The 24,287-nt window shown below is 41.1% G+C and carries 19 protein-coding genes; 11 read left to right on the forward strand and 8 right to left on the reverse strand.

Features of this window, described 5'->3' with window-relative positions:
• The first annotated feature begins 261 nt into the window (after nucleotides 1-261).
• The 3 genes from BMW86_RS24550 (at nucleotide 262) to galB (ending at nucleotide 7,995) form a co-directional block, all read left to right on the forward strand.
• On the forward strand, nucleotides 262-3,318 hold the full coding sequence (locus BMW86_RS24550) for a SusC/RagA family TonB-linked outer membrane protein (RefSeq protein ID WP_218149210.1): 3,057 nt from the start codon (nucleotides 262-264) through the stop codon (nucleotides 3,316-3,318).
• A gap of 24 nt (nucleotides 3,319-3,342) precedes the next feature.
• Nucleotides 3,343-5,031 carry a RagB/SusD family nutrient uptake outer membrane protein gene (locus tag BMW86_RS24555; RefSeq protein ID WP_089784954.1) on the forward strand — a complete coding sequence of 563 codons (1,689 nt, stop codon included), beginning with the start codon at nucleotides 3,343-3,345 and terminating at the stop codon, nucleotides 5,029-5,031.
• A gap of 213 nt (nucleotides 5,032-5,244) precedes the next feature.
• Nucleotides 5,245-7,995, forward strand: coding sequence for a beta-galactosidase GalB (gene galB / locus BMW86_RS24560; protein WP_089784956.1), 2,751 nt, complete (start codon nucleotides 5,245-5,247; stop codon nucleotides 7,993-7,995).
• A 6-nt stretch (nucleotides 7,996-8,001) separates the two neighbouring features.
• Here galB and BMW86_RS24565 read toward each other — a convergent pair whose 3' ends face one another.
• Nucleotides 8,002-8,919 (reverse strand): helix-turn-helix transcriptional regulator, encoded by a 918-nt coding sequence (locus BMW86_RS24565; protein ID WP_089784958.1) that lies wholly within the window; start codon nucleotides 8,917-8,919, stop codon nucleotides 8,002-8,004.
• 93 nt (nucleotides 8,920-9,012) lie between these two features.
• Between BMW86_RS24565 and BMW86_RS24570 the strand changes: the two genes are divergently transcribed.
• Nucleotides 9,013-9,882, forward strand: coding sequence for an SDR family oxidoreductase (locus BMW86_RS24570; protein WP_089784960.1), 870 nt, complete (start codon nucleotides 9,013-9,015; stop codon nucleotides 9,880-9,882).
• Nucleotides 9,883-10,415: 533 nt separating this feature from the next.
• Nucleotides 10,416-11,600: a THUMP domain-containing class I SAM-dependent RNA methyltransferase gene (locus BMW86_RS24575; protein WP_089785800.1), complete on the forward strand. Its 1,185-nt coding sequence runs from the start codon at nucleotides 10,416-10,418 to the stop codon at nucleotides 11,598-11,600.
• A 2-nt stretch (nucleotides 11,601-11,602) separates the two neighbouring features.
• Here the strand turns inward: BMW86_RS24575 and BMW86_RS24580 are convergent, their stop codons facing one another.
• The 3 genes from BMW86_RS24580 to BMW86_RS24590 are packed head-to-tail and all read right to left on the reverse strand — an operon-like array spanning nucleotide 11,603 to nucleotide 13,446.
• The gene (locus BMW86_RS24580) at nucleotides 11,603-12,283 is read right to left on the reverse strand and encodes a DUF2461 domain-containing protein (protein ID WP_089784963.1); all 681 of its coding nucleotides are present in this window, start codon (nucleotides 12,281-12,283) and stop codon (nucleotides 11,603-11,605) included.
• A 4-nt stretch (nucleotides 12,284-12,287) separates the two neighbouring features.
• Nucleotides 12,288-12,857, reverse strand: a complete 570-nt coding sequence (locus tag BMW86_RS24585) for a HEAT repeat domain-containing protein (RefSeq protein ID WP_089784966.1) — start codon at nucleotides 12,855-12,857, stop codon at nucleotides 12,288-12,290.
• Between the two features lie 10 nt (nucleotides 12,858-12,867).
• The gene (locus BMW86_RS24590) at nucleotides 12,868-13,446 is read right to left on the reverse strand and encodes an LOG family protein (RefSeq protein ID WP_089784968.1); all 579 of its coding nucleotides are present in this window, start codon (nucleotides 13,444-13,446) and stop codon (nucleotides 12,868-12,870) included.
• 111 nt (nucleotides 13,447-13,557) lie between these two features.
• Between BMW86_RS24590 and BMW86_RS24595 the strand changes: the two genes are divergently transcribed.
• The 3 genes from BMW86_RS24595 to BMW86_RS24605 all read left to right on the forward strand — a co-directional run bounded on the left by BMW86_RS24595 (nucleotide 13,558) and on the right by BMW86_RS24605 (nucleotide 16,069).
• The gene (locus BMW86_RS24595; RefSeq protein WP_089784970.1) at nucleotides 13,558-14,031 is read left to right on the forward strand and encodes a hypothetical protein; all 474 of its coding nucleotides are present in this window, start codon (nucleotides 13,558-13,560) and stop codon (nucleotides 14,029-14,031) included.
• 436 nt (nucleotides 14,032-14,467) lie between these two features.
• On the forward strand, nucleotides 14,468-15,544 hold the full coding sequence (locus BMW86_RS24600) for an alginate lyase family protein (protein ID WP_255372996.1): 1,077 nt from the start codon (nucleotides 14,468-14,470) through the stop codon (nucleotides 15,542-15,544).
• A gap of 147 nt (nucleotides 15,545-15,691) precedes the next feature.
• Nucleotides 15,692-16,069, forward strand: coding sequence for a DoxX family protein (locus BMW86_RS24605; RefSeq protein WP_089784975.1), 378 nt, complete (start codon nucleotides 15,692-15,694; stop codon nucleotides 16,067-16,069).
• 16 nt (nucleotides 16,070-16,085) lie between these two features.
• Here the strand turns inward: BMW86_RS24605 and BMW86_RS24610 are convergent, their stop codons facing one another.
• Both BMW86_RS24610 and BMW86_RS24615 read right to left on the reverse strand, forming a co-directional pair.
• A complete protein-coding gene (locus BMW86_RS24610) occupies nucleotides 16,086-16,445 on the reverse strand; it encodes a VOC family protein (RefSeq protein WP_089784978.1) in 360 nt (119 codons plus the stop codon).
• Complete coding sequence (locus BMW86_RS24615) at nucleotides 16,442-17,032, reverse strand: TetR/AcrR family transcriptional regulator (protein ID WP_089784980.1); 591 nt, start codon at nucleotides 17,030-17,032, stop codon at nucleotides 16,442-16,444. Before BMW86_RS24615 ends, BMW86_RS24610 begins: the two co-directional genes overlap by 4 nt.
• A gap of 99 nt (nucleotides 17,033-17,131) precedes the next feature.
• Here BMW86_RS24615 and BMW86_RS24620 point away from each other — a divergent pair, with 99 nt between their 5' ends.
• The 3 genes from BMW86_RS24620 to BMW86_RS32600 all read left to right on the forward strand — a co-directional run bounded on the left by BMW86_RS24620 (nucleotide 17,132) and on the right by BMW86_RS32600 (nucleotide 20,859).
• Nucleotides 17,132-17,989 (forward strand): DMT family transporter, encoded by an 858-nt coding sequence (locus BMW86_RS24620; protein ID WP_089784983.1) that lies wholly within the window; start codon nucleotides 17,132-17,134, stop codon nucleotides 17,987-17,989.
• Between the two features lie 36 nt (nucleotides 17,990-18,025).
• Nucleotides 18,026-19,840: a M2 family metallopeptidase gene (locus BMW86_RS24625; RefSeq protein ID WP_089784985.1), complete on the forward strand. Its 1,815-nt coding sequence runs from the start codon at nucleotides 18,026-18,028 to the stop codon at nucleotides 19,838-19,840.
• 746 nt (nucleotides 19,841-20,586) lie between these two features.
• Complete coding sequence (locus BMW86_RS32600; RefSeq protein WP_143056685.1) at nucleotides 20,587-20,859, forward strand: hypothetical protein; 273 nt, start codon at nucleotides 20,587-20,589, stop codon at nucleotides 20,857-20,859.
• Between the two features lie 61 nt (nucleotides 20,860-20,920).
• On the opposite strand, the gene BMW86_RS24630 is transcribed toward BMW86_RS32600, so the two are convergent.
• Both BMW86_RS24630 and BMW86_RS24635 read right to left on the reverse strand, forming a co-directional pair.
• The gene (locus BMW86_RS24630; protein WP_089784987.1) at nucleotides 20,921-23,512 is read right to left on the reverse strand and encodes a S9 family peptidase; all 2,592 of its coding nucleotides are present in this window, start codon (nucleotides 23,510-23,512) and stop codon (nucleotides 20,921-20,923) included.
• Between the two features lie 150 nt (nucleotides 23,513-23,662).
• Nucleotides 23,663-24,247, reverse strand: coding sequence for an eCIS core domain-containing protein (locus tag BMW86_RS24635; protein ID WP_089784989.1), 585 nt, complete (start codon nucleotides 24,245-24,247; stop codon nucleotides 23,663-23,665).
• Nucleotides 24,248-24,287 lie beyond the last annotated feature (40 nt).

Genomic DNA, 24,287 nt, shown 5'->3' on the forward strand with positions numbered 1-24,287 from the left:
TTATTCAGGCTTATTTATCAAAGGAAACGAACTTTTTTTAGATATAAAAATGCAATCGGTTGCGTTTTTCTGATTTTTTCCTATATTCGTCTTCATAACACGATCTCCACGACTGCCAGCAATTTAATAAAACGACGTTATGAAAGAACTTAATTGTGATCCTCGATTTCCTTTATTCCAGGATGCCGTCATTTCTGAGGTAATGTCTCTATAGCCAGTTTCTACGCTCTGATAATAATTATTTTAAAAGCCACATTAGTTATGAAAACAACTGAAAAATTAAAAAGCAAAATGAATATAGTCCGGCTGCTGACGTTTATTCTTTTTGCGGCCTGTCTACTGACCAGGCCAACCCCATTATCCGCTCAGGATAAAACGATCCACGGGAAGGTTACTACAGATACCGGCGAGCCACTTATCGGCGCCTCTGTAGTGGTAAAAGGCACTAATAAAGGGAAAACAACAAACAATAGCGGGGAATTCTCTATCGTCGCGGCCAAAGGTGATATACTTATCATCTCAAGCATTGGTTATGCCAATATGGACATTATAATAGGAGATAAAACAGAGATAAATGTTAAACTAACTTCTTCCACAACAGATATGGGAGAAATAGTAGTGATAGGATATGGTACACAAAAGAAGAAAGACCTTACCGGTTCCGTGGCAAGTGTAAACCTGGAATCTTTACGTCAGGCTCCGAATACGAATATTGGTCAGTTCCTGCAGGGTACAGTACCCGGACTAAATGTCGGTATCTCCACTTCTGCCGGCGCAACACCACCGATTTCTATCAGGGGGCGTGTAACATTGAATGGTAATCAGAATGTACTGATTATTCTCGATGGTGTTCAGTATATCGGTTCACTCTCTTCCATCAATCCGAATGATATCGCAAGCATCGATGTACTGAAGGATGCCAGTTCTACCGCTGTTTATGGTGCGCAGGCTGCTAATGGTGTTATTATTATTACTTCCAGGAAAGGTCATCTCAATGAGAAGCCAAAGATCATGTTTTCCAGTGCGTATACCACTCAACATCCTACCATCGGAAACTTAAAACCGTATGACAGGGATGGCTACCTGGCTTATCTGAAAGAAGCCTTTTACGACAAGGCTTATCTCGCTCCGAATTATACAGAACCTAATCCGGCCTTTAAAATTGAGTCCGTGGCAGATAATAGTATCCTGGATGGCCAGGGAAACCTGCTTCCCAATAACTATAACTGGTTTAAAGAAGGTACGAACACCGGCGCTATCGTTGAGAATAACCTGAGTATTTCCGGTGGCGGAGATAAAGTCACCTATTTATTATCCGGTGGTTTTGTTGATCAGAAAGGGTTTATTATAAACGATAAATTTAAAAGGAAATCAATACGCGCTAATATAGAAACAAGACCTCTCAGCTGGTGGAAAGTAGGTCTTATCTCGTCCGGGGCATTTGTAAACCAGGATGGGGCAGAACCATCTTTTGGCAGCATTCAGCGTATGACCCCCCTGATTGTTCCGTATGATAATACCGGTAAACTGATACCGTTCCCAATGAATACGCTGGAACCAAATCCATTTAGTACCTACTACGTAGACGACTACGATAGAAACAACTATTATTTTGCAAATATTTACACAGATATAGATGTACCTTTTTTAAAAGGACTTAATTACCGCATGAATTTTGGTAATAACTACCAGCAATCAAAACATTTTTATTCCAGTATTTATGATGCTGGTCAAACGGGAAGGGCCTACAAGTATAATCACAATTATTACGATTACACCTTTGACAATATCCTTACTTATTCTAAAAAATTTGGTAAGCACGATATCACCGCCACGCTGGTATATGGTGCAATAGAAAGAAAAGCAGACAGCACTTTTTCTGAGGCTACAGGCTTTCCACGGCTTACTTTGAGCTATAATAACCTCGGACAGGGGGCCAATCAGTTTGCACGTTCCAATGCGTGGAAAGAATCGCTGGCCTATCAGATGGTCCGCGTGAATTATAAATTCAATGACAGGTATTTGTTAACCGCCACACTTCGCCGTGATGGGTTTTCAGGTTTTGCCAAAAACTATAAATATGCCACATTCCCTGTTCTGGCACTTGGCTGGATAGTATCAGAAGAGGAGTTCATGAAAAGGTTCACCGCGATTAACTCCCTGAAACTACGCGCGGGTTATGGTGTAAACGGAAACCAGACATCCCGCTACACTTCTATCGCCAGGGTTACAAGTAATGCAGCATATGTATATGGAGATGGCGGTACTACCGCTTTCGGCCAGCAGGTAACTTCCCTGGGTAACGATAACCTGAAATGGGAGCGTACTAAAGGACTGAATATAGGAACTGATTTTACACTCTTCAATAACAGACTGAGTGGTAGCCTTGACTATTACAGGAACAATACATACGATTTGCTCTACAGTGTGGCAATCCCTGCTGCTACAGGTTTTAACAGTATTACAACTAACCTTGGCCAGATCCGTAATACCGGTTTTGAAGCTGCGATAACTTATAATGTGGTGGATACAAGAAAATTCAAATGGTCAGCAACATTCAATTTCTCCACCAACAAGAACACGATCATTTCGCTGACGGGTGTGGATGCCAATAAAGATGGAAAAGAAGATGATCTGGTATCAAGTGGCCTGTTTATAGGCAAATCCATCAGCACTATCTATGATTATAAATTAGATGGCATTTACCAGCTCAACGACACAAGAATCCCAGGTTTCCCGGTAGGTTCTCTCAGAATAGTAGACCAGAATAAGGATAACGATATTACGCAGCAGGCCGACAGGGTTTTTCTGGGCCGACAGGAGCCTGCATACCGTATGAGTTTATTCCAGAATTTCTCCTACAAAGCTTTTGCTGTCAGCATATTCCTGAACTCAGTACAGGGCGGCAGTGATGGTTTCCTCGGAAATAATAACCCATCATTTTTCCGTGAAGACAATAGCATAAGGGTAAATAATTTGCAGGGAATAGACTTCTGGTCCCCAAGAAATCCAACCGGTAAATATCCCCGGAATATTTCAGGATCTCATGCTAAAATAGAACCTAACATGTACCAGGACAGGAGTTTTGTACGGTTACAGGATGTATCTATTTCCTATAACCTGGCTGCCAGCCTGCTGAAGAGATTTAAAGCGCAATCTATCAACCTGTATGTGAGCGGAAAAAACCTGTATACCTGGACCAACTGGGAAGGATGGGACCCTGAAGCCAATGCCAGTGATGGTACTCCTTTAGGATTGGTAATAGGTGGAAGACCTGTTTTAAGAGGATTCACTGTAGGGTTAAACATCACTTATTAAAAAGAACGTTTTAAATTTTTTGATATGAAAACATTGTACAGAGTAGTACTCGTTTTAATACTTTGTTCGTTTGGAACTTCCTGCAAAAATAATTTTCTGGATGAACAGGCGCAATCGTTCCTTAGCACTTCAAATGCATTCAAAACAACCAGCGATTTTAATGCATCAATTAATGATTTATATGGATTGGTGAGGGCTGAGTTCTTTACATCAAGCGACTGGCAACCTATGCAATATCTTTACAGAACAGATATGGCAGTGGAAGTTTCTGTAGGGAGTAATCCCAATCTGTTGGCTGAGTTTGGCCCCAATGGCACGCTCACCAATAATCACTGGTCGCAGTTATATAAAATTGTAGCAGAAGCAAATACGGTTATCAGTCGTATCCCCGCTTCTCAACTTTCAGATGCAGACAAAGTGATGTTTGAAGCAAAAGCACGTTTTTTCAGAGGCTTTGTTTATCGTACACTTGCTTATCTGTATGGAGGAGTGCCGCTTGTACTGAATGAGATAGTAGGTGAAAAAACAGACTTTGTAAGAGCCACTAAAGAAGAAGTTTTAACGCAGGTAATAGAGGACCTGAAATTCGCAGCTGCTAATCTGCCCGGAATTACTGCCGTTAATGATGGAGAAGTATCAAACCTTGCTGCCCAGCATCTGTTGGCGGAAGTATATATTGCAGATGGACAATTTCAAAACGCCGTGACTGCTGCAACGGTGGTGATTGACGATGGGGCAACTGATCTGATGAAGAGCAGATTTGGTTCACGTTCAACGGTTACTCCGGGTGATGTATACTGGGATTTGTTCCAGGCAAAAAATCAAAACAGAAAATCAGCGGGCAACACAGAAGCCATCTGGGTCATTCAGCTTGAAACAGATGTACAGGGTGGATCTGCGGTATCAACAGCTATGGCAGGAAATTACCTGTTGGAAAGGGTACATGCACCGCTTTACCGCGATATGAAGGTGAATGGTGTGGGTTTATTTCTGTGGCCTATCGGGGATTATACAGGGGGCAGAGGGGTTGGATTTCTGGAGCCTTCGCAGTATTTTTCGGATACAGTATGGCAAAGTGATTTCAACAATGATATCAGGAATGCGAATCATAATTTTGTAAGAGAGGTGGTTTCTACAAATCCTGCTAGTCCGTTTTACGGACAGGTAATTTCTACCAAAAATCCTCCTGCAGGTGCTAATATAACGTTTCCATCAAGGGTCTTTTATCCTTATCAGTCAAAAGCAACAACACCGTTCAATCATCCTACTTCTCTCTATGTTAATCCGGGATCTTCTGACCCAATTAGAAAATATGAATTGAAGGCCACAGCAGGTGGTACATATGCAGACCAGTATATGTTCAGGCTTGCCGAAACCTATTTGCTAAGGGCAGAAGCATACCTGGGACTGGGAAGTACCGGATTGGCCGCCCAGGACATAAATGTGGTCCGTTCAAGGGCGAATGCATCTCCTGTTTTGGCTGGAGATGTTACAATCGATTATATCCTTGATGAAAGATTAAGAGAATTTGGGGTGGAAGAGAAAAGAATGCTGACGTTGATGCGTTTAGGCAAGTTATATGACAGAGTAGTGAAATGCAATCCTTTTTATGGGGTTAATATGCAGCCGAAATTTAATCTTTGGGCAATTCCCCAGAGTGAAATTGAAAGGAACAGAAGTGCTGTATTGGAGCAAAACCCTGGTTATAACTAATTATATAACAAAACATAATAGGCTCCGTTAGGAGCCCCGTGTTTGTAGCAAACGTATTAAACAACAAAAAACAGACTCCGTAGGAGTCCCCTAATATCCGGATAGAAAGGGATTCCTATAGAATATTAATGTTTACTACAAGCATGGGGCTCTTAGCGAAGCTTAACTAAATTTAATTGTAAATTCATTTTCAAGTTGATAAATCTGAGATACATGCCTGTTAAATTACCACTGGAGTGGTTTAAGTTCCGCGGATATTTATATATTCTTTTACTCAGCTCAGTAATTGTGGGCGGTTGTAAAAGCTCAGGATCAATTGTGAATTCGAATAATAAAATATCAACCAGAGAACGTATTAGTATCAATGAAGGTTGGAAATTTTATCGATATAATACAACCCCTGATAAGTTGATCTATGATGTCAGACCAGAGGTTACTGATCGTAACGATAATGTGGTTGCCGATACAAGGCCAACTGAATCAGTAACACTGAATGCTTCAGATAAGGTATTAAAAAACTGGATTTTACCTTCCGGTAATGACTTCATTACTGATACAACTAAACAGCATCAGCGTCCTCAGGGGAATCCGGGGGCCGACTTCCCCTTTGTACAAAGCAACTTCGATGATAAAGGATGGGAATCTGTAAACCTGCCGCATGACTGGGCAATCAAAGGACCTTTTTATAAAGAAGAGAATGCTGTTGTGGGTGGAGGAATGGGGAGACTTCCCATTCATGGTGTGGCCTGGTATAGAAAGAACCTGAATATCGCTGTTACAGATAAAGGAAAGTTTATTTACCTGGACATAGATGGCGCCATGTCATATGCTATGGTATGGCTGAATGGTAATTTAGTGGGAGGATGGCCATATGGCTATAATTCCTTTCGACTCGACCTGACCCCCTATGTAAAACCTGGTGGAGATAATCAACTGGCTATAAGACTGGATAATCCGCCTAATTCATCGCGCTGGTATCCCGGTGCTGGTATTTACCGTAATGTATGGCTAACGAAAGTAAACCCCGTGCATCTGGCTCAGTGGGGCACTTTTATTACGACCAGAAATGTATCGGCTTCATCCGCAACCATTGATGTTGTTGCCCGGATCGAAAATAAATCAGGCTCCGATCAGAACATAGAAATTGTTACAGAGATCTACACAGATAAAACGAACGAAAAGGTAGCCACAGTCCCTGTATCAGTTGCGACTGTCAAAGCGGGTGCAATATACAAGGTAGAAAATGCGGTTACACTGCAACATCCATTATTGTGGGGGCCTCCGCCAACTCAAAAGCCAAATCTTTACATAGCAGTTACAAGGATCCGCTCAAACGGAAAATCGGTGGATGAATATCAAACCAGCTTTGGCATCCGTTCATTGAAATTTGATGCTGTAAAAGGGCTATTGGTGAATGGTGAACAGGTACGGGTTCAGGGTGTTAACCAACATCATGATTTGGGTGCATTAGGGGCCGCATTTAATGTCAGGGCGGCAGAAAGACAGCTGGAAATATTGCGGAAAATGGGATGTAATGCCATCCGGCTGGCGCATAATCCACCGGCTCCGGAATTACTGGATTTAACAGATCGCATGGGCTTCCTGGTAATTGATGAAATATTTGACGGTTGGGAAAGAAAAAAGACGCCTTTGGATTTCCATCTGATTTTTCCCGACTGGTACGAGCCTGATACAAGAGCTTTCATAAGAAGAGACAGAAATCATCCATCTATCATTGTCTGGAGTTTTGGGAATGAGGTAGGGGAGCAGTATACTGCTGAACAGGGTGCCGCAATTGCAAAAAAGCTGTATAATGTTGTGAGAGAGGAAGACAGTACAAGGCCCGCTACTGCATCCATGAACTATGCCAAGCCGGATATGCCTTTCCCTCAGGTAATGGATATATTAAGTCTGAACTACCAGGGTGAAGGAATAAGGGATGCTCCTGCATATCAGCATCTGAAGGGCATAAGAACCTCACCTCTTTATCCTGCCTTTCAAAAGAATTTTCCAGACAAGTTAATCGTCAGTAGTGAAACAGCATCTGCATTAAGCACCCGGGGTACCTATCTGTTTCCTGTATCCGATGGCATAAGCGCTCCTGTTAGTGAAGGGGTGGGGGGTAATGCCAGCCAACAACAGGTAAGTGCTTATGAGCTTTATACGGCTGCATTTGGGGCTTCCCCCGACAAAGTTTTTGCTTCCCAGGATAAGTACCCCTATGTAGCGGGCGAATTTGTCTGGTCAGGTTTTGATTACCTCGGAGAACCTACTCCTTATTATTCCGCACGCAGTTCTTATTCAGGTATTATAGATTTAGCCGGATTCAAAAAAGATCGCTTTTATTTATATCAGTCAAGGTGGCTGCCTGAATATAAAATGGCGCATATTCTGCCACACTGGACATGGCCGGAGCGTGTGGGACAGATTACACCTGTACATGTCTTTACGTCTGCAGATGAAGCAGAATTGTTCTTAAATGATGTCTCTTTAGGTAGAAAAAAGAAGGGCTTATATGAATACCGTTTCCGCTGGGACAGCGTTGTTTATAAACCAGGTATACTTAGGGTGGTAACATACAAAAACGGAACCGCATGGGCTAATGACACTGTAAGAACAGCCGGAGAGGCAAAGCAATTACAGCTTATCCCTGACCGCACTAATATAATATCAGATGGCAAAGACCTCTCATTTATTACAGTGCGTGTACTTGATAATGAAGGGATACTCATTCCACGGTCTAATGACCGTATCTCTTTTGAAATATCAGGACCAGGAGAAATTATTGCCACCGATAATGGCGATCCCGCTGATCTGGAATCTTTTTATTCGAAAGAAAGAAAAGCATTCAGTGGGCTTGCAATCGTAATTGTTCGCACTAAAAAAGGAGAAAAGGGAGAAATAAAAATAACGGCTCAATCATCGGGTTTAACACCTGCACAAATTTTCTTAAAAGCGCAATAGTAAATTTTATTCTTTCAGGCTTCCCGGTAAAATGCCAAACTTTTTCTTGAAGGCAAGGGCAAAATGATGAGCATGTTTGTAGCCGATCCGGTCAGCTACTTCGTTAACATACAGTTTTTCATCCTGCAATAATCTTTTAGCTTCCTGCATGCGAACATCGCTCAGATAACCGAATACAGTGGTCTGGAACAGTTCTTTAAACCCGTTTTTCAATTTCATCTGGTTAATGCCGGTCATTCTGGCGAGCCCTGTAATGGAGCAGGGTTGGTCATAATATGAGTCGATATGATCTTTAACTGCGTGCAGGCGTTCAATGTCTGCTGGTTTTAGTTTGGATTGTTGAATTGCTGTTTGCTGATCCAGTTGTTTCACCTGTAGTAAAAAGAGCTCGATAGCTTTTGCTTCCAGATAAATGCCTTTCAGATAACCACTGTAAGGCGATTTTTTCATATCGTTTATAATGCCGTACATAGCAGGTTCCATTTGGGCTGTAAAGTCAAAGGTTGGCGTTTGCACAAAGGAGCTATTACGGAAACGGGTTAAAAACTTACTTTCTTCCGTAAACAGGTGATCGAAAAAATCATCAGATATACTCAGCTCAAAAAATGAACGCGTTTTATCCAGCGTGGGCAATACATAAAGATCATAAGGTTTGAGAGATTCACGAAAGACTACAAATTGCTTTTCATTGAGCTGCTGACCGCTTTTGGTCACTGTGTTATTTGCATCCTGTAAACGGAAGTGCGATACAATAGCAGATCGTGGAGGTTGATAAGTTAACACCTTCTCCCGTGGATTAACATAGCTGGCCCATTTCAGATCTATCTGGTTAAAAGATAGCCTGTCCATCTCCATCTGATAGCCGGTTTCATCTTTAACAGAATGTTTTTGTTCGCAAAGCGGACGTTGAATCAGGTTGTTCATATACTTCCTTTTACGTTGATTAGATTTCCTTTTGCGTTGCCCGTTGTTTTTCAGGGGTATCTAACTTTGTGATATCAAAATTAAATTATTAATATGAAAAACAAGCAGTATATCACCGTCTTTGGTGCCACAGGAAAAATTGGGAGTGAATTAATCCAGCTATTATCACAGGCGGAAATACCGGTTATTGCCGTAACACGCAATAAAGATAAAGCTGTACACCTGCCCTTTGTTGAATGGATGGAGGCTGATATGAATGACAGGGATAGCCTGAATCCTACTATGGTTAATTGCAAAGGCGTTTTCCTGATATCGGGCGCCAGCGAGAATATGGTGCAGGAACAATGTAATGTGATTGATGTTGCAGCAGAAGAAGGTGTAAGTCATATCGTTAAAGTATCCTCGGCTATGGCCAATTCTCAGTCTCCTTTGTTCATTGGCAAAGCACATGGTCAGATAGAAGAATACCTGGTAGCGTCAGGAGTTACAGGAACGGTGTTGCGTCCTACCGGTTTTATGCAAAACTGGTTATTGGGTTTAGCCAGTACTGTAAAATCGCAGCGCAAAATATATGAGGCCACCGGCGATGGAAAAAGGGCCTATATAGACCTTCGCGATATTGCTGAATCAGCCTTTAAAATATTGACGGAACCAGATAAGCATGCCTGTCATGCGTATTTATTGACCGGTAGCGAAGTTGTCAATTATAATCAGTTAGCGGCAATGATAACCGAAGTAATTGGTGAACAGGTAAGTTACGTTCCAATTTCAGCGGAAACAGCCAAAGAACAATTAGAGCAAAGAGGTATGCCTGCCTGGGCTATTGAAACATTTTTATCCTATGCCGAAGATCAGCGTAATCATAAAGCTGCCCATGTGAGCAAAGACGTGCCTGATATACTACAGAAACCCGCACGAACAGTAGACGCATTTATACATGAATATGCGGAAAAATTTAAGTAGGTTATTCTGTGAACAGGGCAGGAATCGAACTATACAACCATTGCCAGTGTGCTCGTCAGGTTAGCTGCCTGTGCGGTTAGAAATGCAGGAAAATCGCCGCTCCACTGGATAATTGAATCTGCATTAACTATATAGTACGATACCTTTTGGAACCCGTTCAATCTTTAATGGTAACTGGAAAACACTAACTGTAGTCATCAGTGTACCCCATCCAGTTATAAAATTCCTGTTAGGGGTGAGGGCGCTCCCTTAGAAGAAAAAACAGGCATTACTACTTAACAAAGTATTATACAGTTGGTTCATTTTTGAGATAAGAAAATGGGTTAAAATATCTGGCAGATAAAAAAATGGGCAAATGAACAAATCAATTTTAGATTTGTTCATTTGCCCATTGATGGATGCTGAAATATATTATATCGGGCTGGTATCAACAATAAAATAGCCCAATTGACAGCAGAAATGGTGCAAAACAACGAATCCCCGACCCATATGGGTTCATGTGTATTGAAGAAAAGCCTTTATATTTGCGCCTCATGAGTATATATACCACCACAGGGACCGTTACCATTACCTGTCACAAGCGTATGATGCCTTACCTGGAGCAGGAAGTAAAGGATCTTGGATTTAATGTTGAAGAAACGTTTATAACCGGTATAAAGCTGAAGGCTACGGTAAACGAGTGTATTAAGCTGAACCTGAACCTGCGTTGTGCCAGCCAGGTATTATATAGCCTTAAAGCATTTGAGGCCATTAATGCGGACGAAGTATATAACAATCTGTGTACCTACCCCTGGGAAGATATATTGCCTGAGACCGGCTATTTCTCCATTACTAGCAATGTAAGCAATGAAAGCATCAATAACAGCATGTTCGCCAACCTGCGCGTAAAAGATGCGGTAATAGACAGGATGAGAGATAAAACAGGCACACGTCCTTCTACCGGTGCAGCCTTAACAGGTGCAGTGGTTCACCTGTTCTGGAAAAATGAACATGCAGAAGTTTTTATAGATACATCAGGAGATTCACTCGCACGCCACGGATACCGCAAAATACCCGGTATGGCACCTATGCTGGAATCATTGGCCGCTGCTACTATCTATGCCTCCCGCTGGGATAGAAAAAGCCCATTCGTGAACCCGATGTGTGGTTCAGGAACGGTAGCTATTGAAGCAGCTATGATTGCTACCAACCGCAGTCCCGGCCTCTTCAGGACTAACTACGCTTTCATGCACCTGAAAGGATACGATGAAAAGGTATATATAGAGGAAGATGCAAAGCTGGAACAGCAGATAAAAGAAGTACCAGGTCTGCGTATCATCGCTACAGATTACAGTGAAAGAGCCATTGATAATGCACGCAAGAATGCTGTAGCCGCCGGTGTGGCAGGTCTCATCAAATTTGCTGTATGTGATTTTGCAGATACAGAGATACCCGCCAGTGTTCCAGGCGTATTCTACGTGAACCCGGAGTATGGAGAACGTTTAGGAGAAGTTACTGAACTGGAAGAAACTTATGGCCGCATCGGGGACTTCATGAAGCAAAAATGCGGTGGTTACTTCGGATATGTATTCACAGGAAACCTTGAGCTTGCAAAGAAGATAGGTCTAAAGGCCAAACGCCGCATAGAATTTTATACCAGCACTATAGATTGCCGTCTGCTGGAATATGAATTGTACAGTGGTACACGCGCCGTACCCAAAGAACCCAAAGAAGAATAGCCTTACTCTAAGGCTATTCCATTAATATCAGTCGTTAATATGTCACTCATATAATCGAAGAACGGACGCATGTTTTTAAAAGTCTGTGATGCCTGCTTTACAAATGAAGGGTCTAATACCTCTTTATCTGTAAACTTCTTCATGATTAAAAACTGTTTGTATCGCAGCAAGTCAATTGCTTCATTATTAATGTCAAAACCTTTAGGCGCTGTCTTTACCTGCTCACCCAGCAATTCTCCGAAAGTACTAACGAACGGTTTGCTCTTTAAAATCTTCCTTAAAGGAGTGGCATCAAAAGCAATTTCATCCCTTATACGTTTAAGATCCTGCGGACTGGGGCCCCAGAATCCACCACCGATAAAGCTATTACCCGGCTCTATATGGAAGTAATAACCACCACGGCGTAGTTTGGTCGCCCTTGTAAAACCACCGGCCCAGTTTATTTTATAAGGAGTTTTATTATTAGAAAAACGGGTATCCCTGTAAATACGTTGCAGACTCTTTTTACCTGATGGAGTTTCAATCAGGTCATGCATATTAAGCTCCTGTAACAACGCTTCTGCAAATTCTTCTATGTTACTCTGTGCCTGGATAAACTGGTCTTTATGATCATTGAACCAATCGCGATTATTATTATTTTTCAGTAACTCCAGGTATTTTAAACTTTCTTTCGAAATCTGCATCTTATCAATATTCTTTAAGTACGTCTATGCAATTTTTCAGGTGTTTCAGCCATACTTCATCGATAGTTTTATCTTCACTTGATTGCGCTAATAGAAGTTCTAATGAAGGCAGGAAATCAGGATCTCCCAATTCGGCTATTGCTTCAAATAATAACGATCCAAATTCACCGGTAGAAAGCTCCCTTGCAATAATACCTTTTATCCGGGCATCTTTTCGTTTCGCTAATCCGCTGATTGCTTCAAATCTTGTCTCTTCATCTTCATCGTCAATCCTGTCCCATAAAACATTTGTTACATTGGGGATATCAAAATTTCCGAGTCCGAAGGTTGCCCAGCTTCTTACAGAAGAATCCTCATCTGTCGTCAGTGCTATCAGTATGTTCACTGCTGCTTCATCCTCTACGCCAGCTAATGACTGCGCAACAGCTTCTCTGATATCTTCATTTTCATGATCTTTTAATGAAGCAATGATGGTTATTTCTTCGGAACTTAAATTTTCGTTGTTGTTTGAAATGTCTTGCAGGAAGGATAATAAAACATCCGGTTCTTTACTGTCTGGTAATCTGAAGCTCATGTAAGTTGTTTTAAATTCTATCTTTTATCCATTTATCCTGGTACTCAATCTTATGGGATTCCATTTGTTCTATAAGGGACTTCACATCATCACTTATCAGTAAGGATTCTTTATGTTCTTTTCTTAAAAACCTGCTAGTCACCATATGTTCTAAGAATGTATTGAGAGAATCATAAAAGCCATTTGTATTTAATAATGCACAGGGTTTTGAAAGATATCCCAGCTGTGTCCAGGTAAATACTTCCATGATTTCTTCCAGGGTTCCGATACCTCCCGGTAAGGCGATAAACCCATCAGACAACTCTGCCATTTTAGCTTTTCGCTCATGCATTGTCTTCACCACAATCAATTCCGTCAGACCATTATGCCCTACTTCTATATTTACCAGTCTTTCCGGTATAATACCAATTACTTTCCCTCCCCGGCTCAATACGGAATCTGCAATATGTCCCATCAGGCCTACATTTCCGCCACCATACACCAGCTCTATACCTTTAGCTACCATCAATTCAGCTAATTTCTCGCATTCAAGGAGATAAGAAGGATGATTCCCCGGATTGGAACCACAAAATACGGTTAGTCTTTTCATGGGTGTAAAAGTAGGGACAAAGCAGAATAAGGCCAAAGGTTTTCATATATTTAGCAAAATCGCATTTACCAATAATTTCATTTAATTTTCCGGCACAATTGAATATATAAAATGAGGAAACCGCTTATTATCGCGACAGCCTGTCTGTCGTTATTCACTTTCGCTGCCTGTAAAACTATGCACAAAACGATTGCAGGAGAATTGATTACCAATATGTCTGTACTGGAACCCGTAAAAACCGGTAAACCGGTCATGTTAACATTTACTGTACGTAACACCTCTTCAAAAGAATTGAAATTCTGTAAATGGGATACTCCTTTTGAAGGCTTCAGAAATTCCATCTTTGCCATCACGGATAGTAAAGGAGAAGAAGCCAGATACAAAGGAGTGATGGTTAAAAGGAGGATGCCTCCACCGGCAGAATCCTATATGGCTGTACCTGCAGGAGACAGTGTAACCACCACCATAGACCTGTTAACGGCTTATGATGTAACTACTCCCGGTAAGTACAAAATTATTTATCAGGCCAGCGGCATCAGCGGACTGGAAAAGGTGAACGAGACTTCTTTAACTGTAACACAATAATCAAAGAGGTATACTGCAATACCTTAAAGAGGTTCTGAACAGCTTCAGAAGAACAATAAAAGAGCAATATCCTACGCTTATCCTTCGCTTTTTAGCGAAGGATAAGCGTAGGATATTGCTCTTTTGAAGCTTACCAGTTGCTCTTCTATTCCTTTTTACATAATATTCCCAGACCATTCCTGATAAGTATTATGCTACAAAAATAGCGTTACAACATTCATTGTAAACAGGAAATAAAATTCAGCTACATCAGAAAATATTTACTAAATTGATAATATTTAATCATTAGCCACGTTAAATAATATTACCTATATACCTATAATACCTTAACGAAAAACACAAATCCCTCAACATGAACATTAAAGTTTCCTCACGGCTACTTTACGCCAGCCTATTTTTATTAACAAGCTTTCAGATCGGCTGTTCCAAGCCTGAGATGAAAACAACACTCCCTCTGGCCGACAAGTCCGTAGCAGCTGCAAGTGCCGCAGCAATTACCACCTTCGTACATCCCGGTGTATTAAACACACAGGCAAGCCTGGAACAGGTAGCCGCCGAAACTAACGGTGGTGACGTAACCCGTCTGGCTTCTTATCAGAAAGTGCTTGATTATATCAACAGCCATGATTATCCAACTTCATTTTATGCAACCGTAGTAGTAGGATCAAACGGTGCATCATCTCCTTCTAAATCACAGATCAGGAAGGATGCAGAGTTAGTGTATGCCCTGGCATTACGTTGGACTAAAACCGGTAACGCTACCTATGCCCAGCAGGCTATTGGTATCTTAAACGGATGGTCTTATACGTTCCAGAACTATGCACTTTTAAACTCATCAACCAACGCTTATCAGCCGTCACTGGAAGCTTCATGGACCACTCCAAGTTTCGTAGCTGCTGCTGAAATCATCCGTTACTACAAAGTAAACGGAGTAGGTGCTGGCTGGTCTGATGCTGATATTGCACAGTTCTCCAACTACCTGAATAACGTGAAGAACAACTATATCAATATCATTCCCGACTATAGCAATAACTGGGATGTTTCTGCTGGTTATGCAAAAATGGCCATCGGAATTTTCTTAAACAGTGCCACTGTTTATCAGAATGGTTACAACTTACTGCTGGCAAATCTGAATGACGTGATTGCAGCAGATGGTACCTGTCCGGAACTGTGCGACAGAGAAGACTGCGTTCACTATCAGTATTCATTAACCGCTGTTGCATATGCAGCAGAACTGGCAAAAATACAGGGCGACAGCACTCTGTGGACAATCAACGGAAACAGGATCAGCAAAGGATATGATTTTATGAGAGCCGCTTACGCACGAACCACCGGATGTAACTACTGTACTACCTCAAGCACAGTATTCCCGGGTACAGAAGTAGCTTATAATCATTTAAAGACCAGCAACCTGAAATATTTAAGAGAATTACAGGATCCTCTTGGTGTAACTTCTGACAATACGTTTTTAGGCTTTACTTCCTATACGCATTTCAACGTTCCCAGCCTTTAATTAAACAATATATAGGTAATATAGATACCCTTACAGCAAAAGGCTGTAAGGGTTTTTTGTCGCAATCAACCTCCTCTTTTGTCGTATTTACACAGCATCTTCCATCAGAATACCCCTTAATTTCGTACATAGTAAAATCTGATAAACATGGAAAATAACAAAAAGAACAAAATCGTTTACTGGATCACCACAGGATTACTGGCAGCATTTATTTTACCCGGTATTTTCTTTCTGAATAGCCAGATGGCATTAGAGGGAACAAAACATCTTGGCTTGCCAATGTGGTTTCACTGGGAACTGGGTATCGGTAAATTTATAGGAGGGATTATCCTGATATTGCCATTCTTCCCGAAACGACTCAAAGAGTGGACATACGTGGCCTTCGGTATCGATTTCATCTCTGCCGCGATCGGGAATACAGCTGTAGATGGATTTACCCCTATGATCCTGTCTCCGATTATCATGTTCGTGGTACTGTTGATCTCTTATCTAACTTATCACAAATTGCATCCAGGGAAATATTAAAAAATAGCGGCATTGCCTATGCCGCTATTTCTATTAAAACATTCTGGAGATAAAAATAAAAACCAAAGGTTTTTCTGATTCTTTGTGGCTCTTGTTCCACGGTGATTCCACCTTTCTGCAATTCCTCATACAGAGAGATGACCTCAGCTTCTTCTCCCAGGTAAAAGCCTACATGAAATGCATCAGGGTAGGAGGTGTTGCCTTCTTTGTTAAGGCTTTCATTCATCAGTACCAGCACAAATCCATCTGTACCGTTTAATACAGACAAGGTATCATTAGGCTTGCTGTCGGCAGGCGTGAATTTCATATACTGTTCAAAGAAGGAACGTGCAGCAGGCACATCCTGTACGCTTAAATTAACATGGTTTAGTTTCATGGTTGTAACGATTTTAATACCATTTCAAGGCATTGTAAAACTTTGTTTTTAGTGATTCCTTTGGGTTTATCCGGATGCCGCCCTTTCTGCAGATGGAATTTAATCAGCTGATAAAGTGGCGCGAAAGCAATTGACCAGTAAATTTCAATATCCAGTTTCTTTACCTCTCCATTTTTTACCGCGTTACTATAGAATAACTTCATCTTGGTACGGTAAGTATTATCCTCCAGTTCCGCTGCTACTGTGATTAACGGAGAATTAATAAACTGTTCCAGAAAAAATGAATGATAAGGATTAGCCGTAAAATAATTGAAACGGTTCAGCCATAAAGTCTTCATTCCCTCATGGAAAGACATATCCGCAGAGAAGTTCTCCAGCGCAGCCATATTAGAGGTGTTGAAAACAAATAAATACAACTGATTCAGCAAATCTTCCCTGTCCTTATAATAGATATAAATAGTGGCGGGAGATATATCCGCAGCTTTCGCCAGCTTCTGCATACTCATCCCCTTGAAGCCTTCTTCAACAATCATTTGTAAGGCGGTATCTCTTACCATTTCTTTCTTTGCTTCGTTCAGTACTCTCATAATAATTGCAAATATAAATGAATATTCGTTCTTTTATAAAATTATTTATTAGATGTGGCAACATTAATAAATTCATAGAAAAATCCTACCTTAATTCCTATGACAGCTTCCGCGTTAATCTTAGTTATAGTTGCGGCCCTATTACATGCCATATGGAATCTCATCACCAAACAGGTGAATGGTGGATTACCTTTTTTCTGGCTGATATCTCTTTTCTCCGCAGTATTATATCTCCCCGTAGTTATTTTTCAACTCCGCAAAGAGCATCTCACTTATGCTTCCGGCATGCTGGGAATTGCTCTTGTCAGCGCTGTTTTACACCTGCTTTATTTCGTTGCGCTACAAATAGGCTACCGCAAGGCAGATCTTTCTGTTGTATACCCGGTAGCCAGAGGGGCCGGACCATTATTCTCCGTGGCCGGCGCTATTATGCTTTTCGGGGAAAGACCCGGCATCGTAGCTTTTGCAGGTATCTTCCTGATTATTGCCGGTGTAGTTATCATGACCGGCTTTAAAATAGGGAAGGATACTGCGGTGATGAAAGGACTTAATTACGGTTTGCTCACAGGGGCTTTCATTGCTGCTTATACGTTATGGGACAGGGCAGCAGTAGTAGAAAATCATGTATCCGCTATTTTTATCACCTTTGCCTCTATCATTCTTCCCCTGGTATTATTGATACCTGTTGTGATTAAAAAACACGCAGAAGTAAAGCTGGAAGTAAGAACACATTGGAAACAGGTACTGGCCATTTCCGTTTTTCAGCCCCTGTCTTATCTGCTGATATTAATCGCCATGAAAACAACACCTATCACTTACGTGGCCCCCGTAAGGGAGCTGAGTATCGTTTTCGGGGTATTCTTTGGGGTGAATCTCCTGAAGGAGAAGGATAGCCTGAAAAGGTTTATTGCGGCCGGTATTATCCTTGTCGGAATAGTATTATTGGCACTGGGATAAAATAATATTAAATTTAGAAGCTCTAAACATTCCCATATGAATCGCATTCCCATCGTTATTCTTTTACTGGCTACGTCATGTATGAACAATCCTACTACTAAGAATAAGGAACTGACAAAGCAGCAGGCTCAGGCCTACCTGGACAGTTACAACCAAAAGTACCAGGAATTAGTCATCGCGCAAAACGAGGCCCAATGGAAGTTGAATACACGTATAGTAAAAGGAGATACCATCACCGGCAAATTAGCAGATGCGGCAGATAAAGAGATAGCGCAATTTACCGGTAGCAAGGCGAATATCGATTCAGCTAAGAAATACCTGGCTATAAAAGACCCGCTGACGCCCTTACAGATAAAGCAGTTCGAAGTCATTCTCTTTAACGCGGGGAACAATCCTGCTGTTGCAGAGGGTATCGTAGACCGGCGTATTGAGGCCAATAATAAACAGACTTCCCTTTTATTCGGATTTAAATATAGTATTGATGGCAAACCTGTCACTACCGGTGATATCGATGCTATCCTGGAATCTTCTACAGATATTAAAAAGCGCCTTAAAACATGGGAAGCCAGTAAAGAAGTAGGTAAAGTATTAAAGGATGGATTAGACTCCCTGCAATACCTGCGTAATGCTTCTGTGACACCATTGGGATATAAAGACTTCTTCGATTATAATGCCCGAGAATATGGAATGGGAGAGGATGAAGTTATTCAGTTAACGCATCAGTTCATTACAGAAGTATGGCCGCTGTACCGCGAATTACATACCTGGGCACGCTATGAACTGGCTACAAAATATAAACAACCCGTGCCTGATTACATCCCTGCTGAATGGTTGCCTAATCGCTGGGGACAGGACTGGTCCACACTCGTTGATGTAAAAGGACTCAGCATCGATTCTGTGTTAAAAAGTCATGGTGCTGAATGGATGGCGCATGAGAGTGAGAACTTCTATAAAAGTATTGGCTTTGGTTCACTACCCGCTACCTTCTGGACTAAAAGCAGTCTGTACCCTGTTCCTGTTGATTCTCCTTTCACTAAGAACAACCATGCTTCTGCATGGCATATGGACCTTAATCATGATGTACGCTCATTAGAAAGTGTTACACCCACTACAGAATACTGGAGTACCGTGTTACATGAATTCGGGCATATCTATTATTTCCTGTCATATTCCAATCCTGATATTCCTGTGATTTTACGTGCTGGTGCGAACAGAGGTTATCATGAAGCATTTGGTACAATGATGGGATTGGCTTCTCTGCAAAAGCCTTTCCTGGAGAATCTGGGGATGATCAAAAAGAATATACCTACCAATGATACTTTAAAGCTCTTAAAAGAGGCCTTAAGTTACATTGTAAACATTCCATGGGGGAGTGGTGTAATGACGGAGTTCGAATATAATCTGTATGCAAAGAAATTACCTAAAGATCAGTATAACAAACGTTGGTGGGAGCTTGTAAAAGAATACCAGGGGATCGTTCCTTCTTCTCCCCGTGGAGAGGAATATTGCGATGCTGCCACTAAAACACATATCAATGATGACCCTGCTCAATACTATGACTATTCTATAGCTAATGTGCTGGTCTTCCAGTTCCATACTTACATTGCGGATAGTATCTTACATCAGAACCCGCATGCTACAAACTACTGGGGTAATAAAGCAGTAGGAGATTTTCTGTACAAGGTAATGAGCCCGGGAGCAAGTGTTGACTGGCGTGAGTTACAACAAAAATCCATTCATAGTGATATGAGTGCAAAAGCGATGGTAGATTACTTTAACCCTTTGATGAGTTACCTCATAAGGATTAACCAGGGTAGGAAATATACATTGCCGGAGAAACGTACATTCTAAAATAAATATTTTAGTTAAGACAGAGCGGCTGTATCAATCTTTGATACAGCCGCTCTGTTATTATGTAGCGGTGCAAAAGTAATAGTGTGATGACAGCTATAAAAATCAGGATATTTATACTTAATTTAGTAACGAAGTATTCCCCCTAATTTGGACATTTTCCCGCTTTGGAAGATAAATAAAGTACCAGCTTGCCTAAAGGATTGTTAATACCGGTTAAACACTGTTCAATGACAAATTACCTTTGTCTTTCTTCGAAATAAAGTCTCACTGCTCTTTACTCAGGACGGGCATACTCTCACGTTTATATATACCATTTGATCTTATTTAAATTATATGCGGATACTTATCCGTGCGTAAAGGACGTGCCGAAAACCTTCATAAAAGAGTAGGCATTTTACTTCATTAAAATTTAGCTTTTTGAATTCAAAAAGTGTTTACATTATGAACAAGGTAAAAATCCTATTATCTGTAATTATTATTTTGAGTACAGTCGGGGGTATTTTTGCTTTTAAAACAACGAAAAGGGATACGGTTATCTGTACTATATCCATGTTAAATGGAACTTGTCCGTCCATGCGTTCTTGTGATACAGCTGTAGCAGTTAAATTTAGACTCGGTTTACCTAATGCTTGTTATACTACCATTATCAGTACAGCTTGCAAGGATACATATTGTCCAACGCCAGTAGCAATTGTACTGGAGTGAAAGGAATCATCTATTTTTTCTAACTAAAAATTTATTTTATGAACAAGGTAAAAATCTTATTATCTGTAATTATTATTCTGGGTGTAATCGGTGGTGTTTTTGCTTTTAAAGCAACGAAAAGAACTACTCGTTTTTGTACTATTGCTATGGTAAATGGAACTTGCACGCCTGTACGTTTTTGTATTACATCTGTACTTGCAAAAACTACTATAGGTACACCTAATGTCTGTTATACTACCGTCACTAACGTAGATTGTAATCAGACATTATGTCCAACACCAGTTAAGACTATGCCGCAATCGCCAGAATAAAAATTAAATAAGCTTCTTAACAACTAAAAGGCTGTTTTCTTCGGGAGAAACAGCCTTTTTATTACGGTTGTTTCCCACTTGTATCCAACTCATACCTCATTTCAACGCCTTTCAATCTTGCCGGTATACCCTGTGTCATCCACACAGGTGGCAAAGCCCCTTTTAAATAATGATCGAAAAACTGGGTTATCCGGATAGTATAATCCTCACAATCACTATTCCATAATCCATGATTACCTTTATCATACTGCAGCATCCACACTTTCTTATTTAACCTGCGTAGCGCTATAAATAATTCCACAGCCTGTTCCCATGGAACGGCGCTATCCGCTTTACTATGAAAGATAATAAGAGGTGTAGTCACTTTATCTGCATGCATAACAGGAGATTCTTCCAGCCATAAATCCTTATGTTTCCAAAGAATCCCTTTTGCCTGGTCTGTGCTGCTTAGACGGCTCCTGCCTGCCGACAACTGCAATGCAGAACTTATCATATCACTTGGGCCTGCTCCTTCAATTGCAGCCGCAAAGAGGGCAGTATGCGTAATAATATAATTAGTCAGGAAACCACCACTACTATGGCCATTAATGCCCATTCTAAAAGCATCGATGTAAGGTAATTTACTTAGATGAATAGCACCCCCCGCTACAGTATTCAACGCGCTCTTACCTGTTCTTTCTGCTGTGAAATAAATGTCCGGTGTAAACACCAGATACCCATGACTAACAAACCATGCTACATCTATATTATGCCTTGTAAAATTTGGTGTAGGATACTGATATAAGCGATGAGACATTTGCTCATAGTAATTAAACAAAACAGGATATTTTTTATGAGGATCAAAGTTCTCTGGTTTATATAACACACCCTGACTAACAGTTCCATCTAATTGTTTAAAACTAACCAGTTCAGCAGTTAACCAGTTATAAGATGTCTGAGGATGAAGATCCGTTAAAGCCGTATAATTTTTAAAATCTGATGTAGTAAAATAATTAGGAGCTTCAGCAGTACTTTGCCTTTTAACCACCCATACATCCGCATGCTCCGCTTTCAGCGGCTTCATACCCTTATCAAAGTCATGATCATTGATTGCATACATATTACGGCCCCAGAGATCATATACATAAGGCCCCATTATAAGCAATACGGGGTCTTTCCCTGTAGTGCGATAAAAACCATTCTGTTTATTAACCGTATTATAAGCAGCTAACAATAAAGAACGACTATCCGCCAATAAAATATACTCACCATCAGCAGCCAGTTTTAATTTGATATGATGAGCTTTGCCATAACCATTTGTAATATTTATAGGCGCCTTCCTGCCGGTAATATCCAGCTGCCAGATATCATAGTTGTCATATACGAGTACGCCTGTATCTGCCGGTAACCAGGCTGCTATCTCCAACGGATAAGGTACTTCCTCTACAGGACGTTTGTATTCATCGTGTATTAATAAACTCCCAGATGGTATAGATGCTGATATATTCCTCAAACGGCCACTCCTCAGATCATAACTGAAGTAATTTTTCTTATCGAAATACAACAGATAATTGCCATCAGGAGAGGTCCTGAATAACACTCCTTCATTAGTAGCCAACAATTTCCTGGAGCCGTCCTTTAAAGATACCAGCCAGTTACTATCCGCCTGACTCAGCCAGAACCTGTCACCAGCAGTATTTTTACCGTATAACATATAATCGCTTACCGGTGGCATCTTAGATATTTCATCATCAAATTGCAGCCGGATTACACGATTATTATCAGTACTGATAACAGCATCATAAGTTAAAGGACGTGGTTCATATAATTGAAGAGATTGTAAAATAGCATCATGATAACTCCATACGTCCAGCTTTACAGCATCAGGTTTAGGCGCTGGTATTGCAGGGGGATTTAATTGAAAAAATATATAGCGATTATTATCGCTAAATGATGGTTGACCTTCTATTATTAACCCGGACTGCCTACCGGCAGCTTTCAGCACCGCTTTATCCATCCCGGTTTTATAATACCATAACTCACCGGATATTATAAAAGCGATCTGTGTACCGGAATCATCCACAGTATAGTTATTAACCAAAGTATCATTGCAGATGTGTTTCAATTCTCCTGAAGATAAATTCACTAGATCTAATCCGGCAGCTGTTTTCAATAGTAACGCTTTCCCATTTCTGGTAAGCAGATAATCTTTTACTGATGGATATCGTAGCTGCTTTCCCGTAAGCAGGTTGTACGCTATTAATTCACCCCGCTTATACCAGGTGATCCATTCTCCTTTAGCCAGATAAGGGTATTGATAAGCCGTTACCCCTTTCTCTATCCTGGGGTGCTCAGCACCTACTGGTAAGAAGCAAAGACTATCTTTTGATATAAATACATATTGTTTACTGTCTTTAGAGAAGATGCCGGCCAAGGCTCCCGGAAATTCCTTTTTCCATGTTCCGGCAATATCCTGTACAACAACGGTATTACTATAAAGAGGCTGATTTTGGATAACATAAGCTACATAAAGCCCATCATTACTGATAGCAACCGCATTATCATCTCCCAGGCTTACCCAGTGATGAATAGCAAAACTGTCTATAACGGGTTTCTGTGCTTTTAAGTGGGGCTGAAAAGTTATTGTGAGTACAAACAATAAAATACCTTTCATGATAAAGGGTTAAAAGAGGGTAGGGGTATACGAAGACCAGGCTAACAGTCATTACAGATAAGCATAGTAAAACACCAGGCTGAGAGCCTTATAAATAAGAAAAGGGGTATATATTTCTACAAATACCAGGCTGAATCAGCCCTGAAAAACTCAACCATTCATTGCCTTGGCGCCCATCACATCCGCCTCTGTCTCCAATGCCGGATCATCATTCACCGGAACCCCTTCCTTCATCTGCATAGTCGCCTGCACCCGTCCCTGTTTCTGCTGCGCAACATGCCACGCCTCATGAGGCAAATGTTTCTCCTGCCCGGAGCCGATATGTATATCCGAACCCTGTGCATATGCCAGCGCCTGCAACTGTGAAGGCTTATCAGAGTTATAATGCACTTTTACATCATCCATAGATACTCCGGAAAGGCTTTCCACCCCGCTCTTCAGGTTATCAGGCAGGTTGGTATTATTCGCTTTCAGCTGTGCCGGTTCTTCCTCTTCCAGCCCTTCTGCTAACTGTACGGTAGCAGCAGACATTAACTGCGCTGTCTCTTCTTCCGGTTTCTCCATTAACTGCGCAGCGCCCACAGGCTCTTCCTCTTCAGCAACTAATTGTGCTGCGGTCTGTTCTACCTGTCTTTGAGACACGGCAGGGTAAGATATACCTGCAGAAGAGGTATTATGAGCATTTGAACGGTCAGACGATTGTCGGGATTTGGAGTAATCAAGGTCTTTTGCCATAGGGAATAAATTCTAAGACTCAATTTACAAAAAAACTGAG

Source organism: Chitinophaga sp. YR573 (assembly GCF_900110995.1).
In the GTDB taxonomy this organism is placed as follows: Bacteria; Bacteroidota; Bacteroidia; order Chitinophagales; family Chitinophagaceae; genus Chitinophaga.

What these genes read in the sequence shown, in the direction of transcription:
- BMW86_RS24555 (WP_089784954.1), top strand. Translation starts at nt 3,343, where the DNA reads ATGAAAACATTGTACAGAGTAGTACTCGTTTTAATACTTTGTTCGTTT.
- BMW86_RS24620 (WP_089784983.1), top strand. Translation starts at nt 17,132, where the DNA reads ATGACAGCTTCCGCGTTAATCTTAGTTATAGTTGCGGCCCTATTACAT.
- BMW86_RS24575 (WP_089785800.1), top strand. Translation starts at nt 10,416, where the DNA reads ATGAGTATATATACCACCACAGGGACCGTTACCATTACCTGTCACAAG.
- BMW86_RS24605 (WP_089784975.1), top strand. Translation starts at nt 15,692, where the DNA reads ATGGAAAATAACAAAAAGAACAAAATCGTTTACTGGATCACCACAGGA.
- BMW86_RS24595 (WP_089784970.1), top strand. Translation starts at nt 13,558, where the DNA reads ATGAGGAAACCGCTTATTATCGCGACAGCCTGTCTGTCGTTATTCACT.
- BMW86_RS24600 (WP_255372996.1), top strand. Translation starts at nt 14,468, where the DNA reads ATGAAAACAACACTCCCTCTGGCCGACAAGTCCGTAGCAGCTGCAAGT.
- BMW86_RS24580 (WP_089784963.1), bottom strand. Translation starts at nt 12,283, where the DNA reads ATGCAGATTTCGAAAGAAAGTTTAAAATACCTGGAGTTACTGAAAAAT.
- BMW86_RS24585 (WP_089784966.1), bottom strand. Translation starts at nt 12,857, where the DNA reads ATGAGCTTCAGATTACCAGACAGTAAAGAACCGGATGTTTTATTATCC.
- BMW86_RS24625 (WP_089784985.1), top strand. Translation starts at nt 18,026, where the DNA reads ATGAATCGCATTCCCATCGTTATTCTTTTACTGGCTACGTCATGTATG.
- BMW86_RS24635 (WP_089784989.1), bottom strand. Translation starts at nt 24,247, where the DNA reads ATGGCAAAAGACCTTGATTACTCCAAATCCCGACAATCGTCTGACCGT.
- BMW86_RS24630 (WP_089784987.1), bottom strand. Translation starts at nt 23,512, where the DNA reads ATGAAAGGTATTTTATTGTTTGTACTCACAATAACTTTTCAGCCCCAC.
- BMW86_RS24550 (WP_218149210.1), top strand. Translation starts at nt 262, where the DNA reads ATGAAAACAACTGAAAAATTAAAAAGCAAAATGAATATAGTCCGGCTG.
- BMW86_RS24565 (WP_089784958.1), bottom strand. Translation starts at nt 8,919, where the DNA reads ATGAACAACCTGATTCAACGTCCGCTTTGCGAACAAAAACATTCTGTT.
- BMW86_RS24590 (WP_089784968.1), bottom strand. Translation starts at nt 13,446, where the DNA reads ATGAAAAGACTAACCGTATTTTGTGGTTCCAATCCGGGGAATCATCCT.
- BMW86_RS24610 (WP_089784978.1), bottom strand. Translation starts at nt 16,445, where the DNA reads ATGAAACTAAACCATGTTAATTTAAGCGTACAGGATGTGCCTGCTGCA.
- BMW86_RS24615 (WP_089784980.1), bottom strand. Translation starts at nt 17,032, where the DNA reads ATGAGAGTACTGAACGAAGCAAAGAAAGAAATGGTAAGAGATACCGCC.
- BMW86_RS32600 (WP_143056685.1), top strand. Translation starts at nt 20,587, where the DNA reads ATGAACAAGGTAAAAATCTTATTATCTGTAATTATTATTCTGGGTGTA.
- BMW86_RS24570 (WP_089784960.1), top strand. Translation starts at nt 9,013, where the DNA reads ATGAAAAACAAGCAGTATATCACCGTCTTTGGTGCCACAGGAAAAATT.
- galB (WP_089784956.1), top strand. Translation starts at nt 5,245, where the DNA reads ATGCCTGTTAAATTACCACTGGAGTGGTTTAAGTTCCGCGGATATTTA.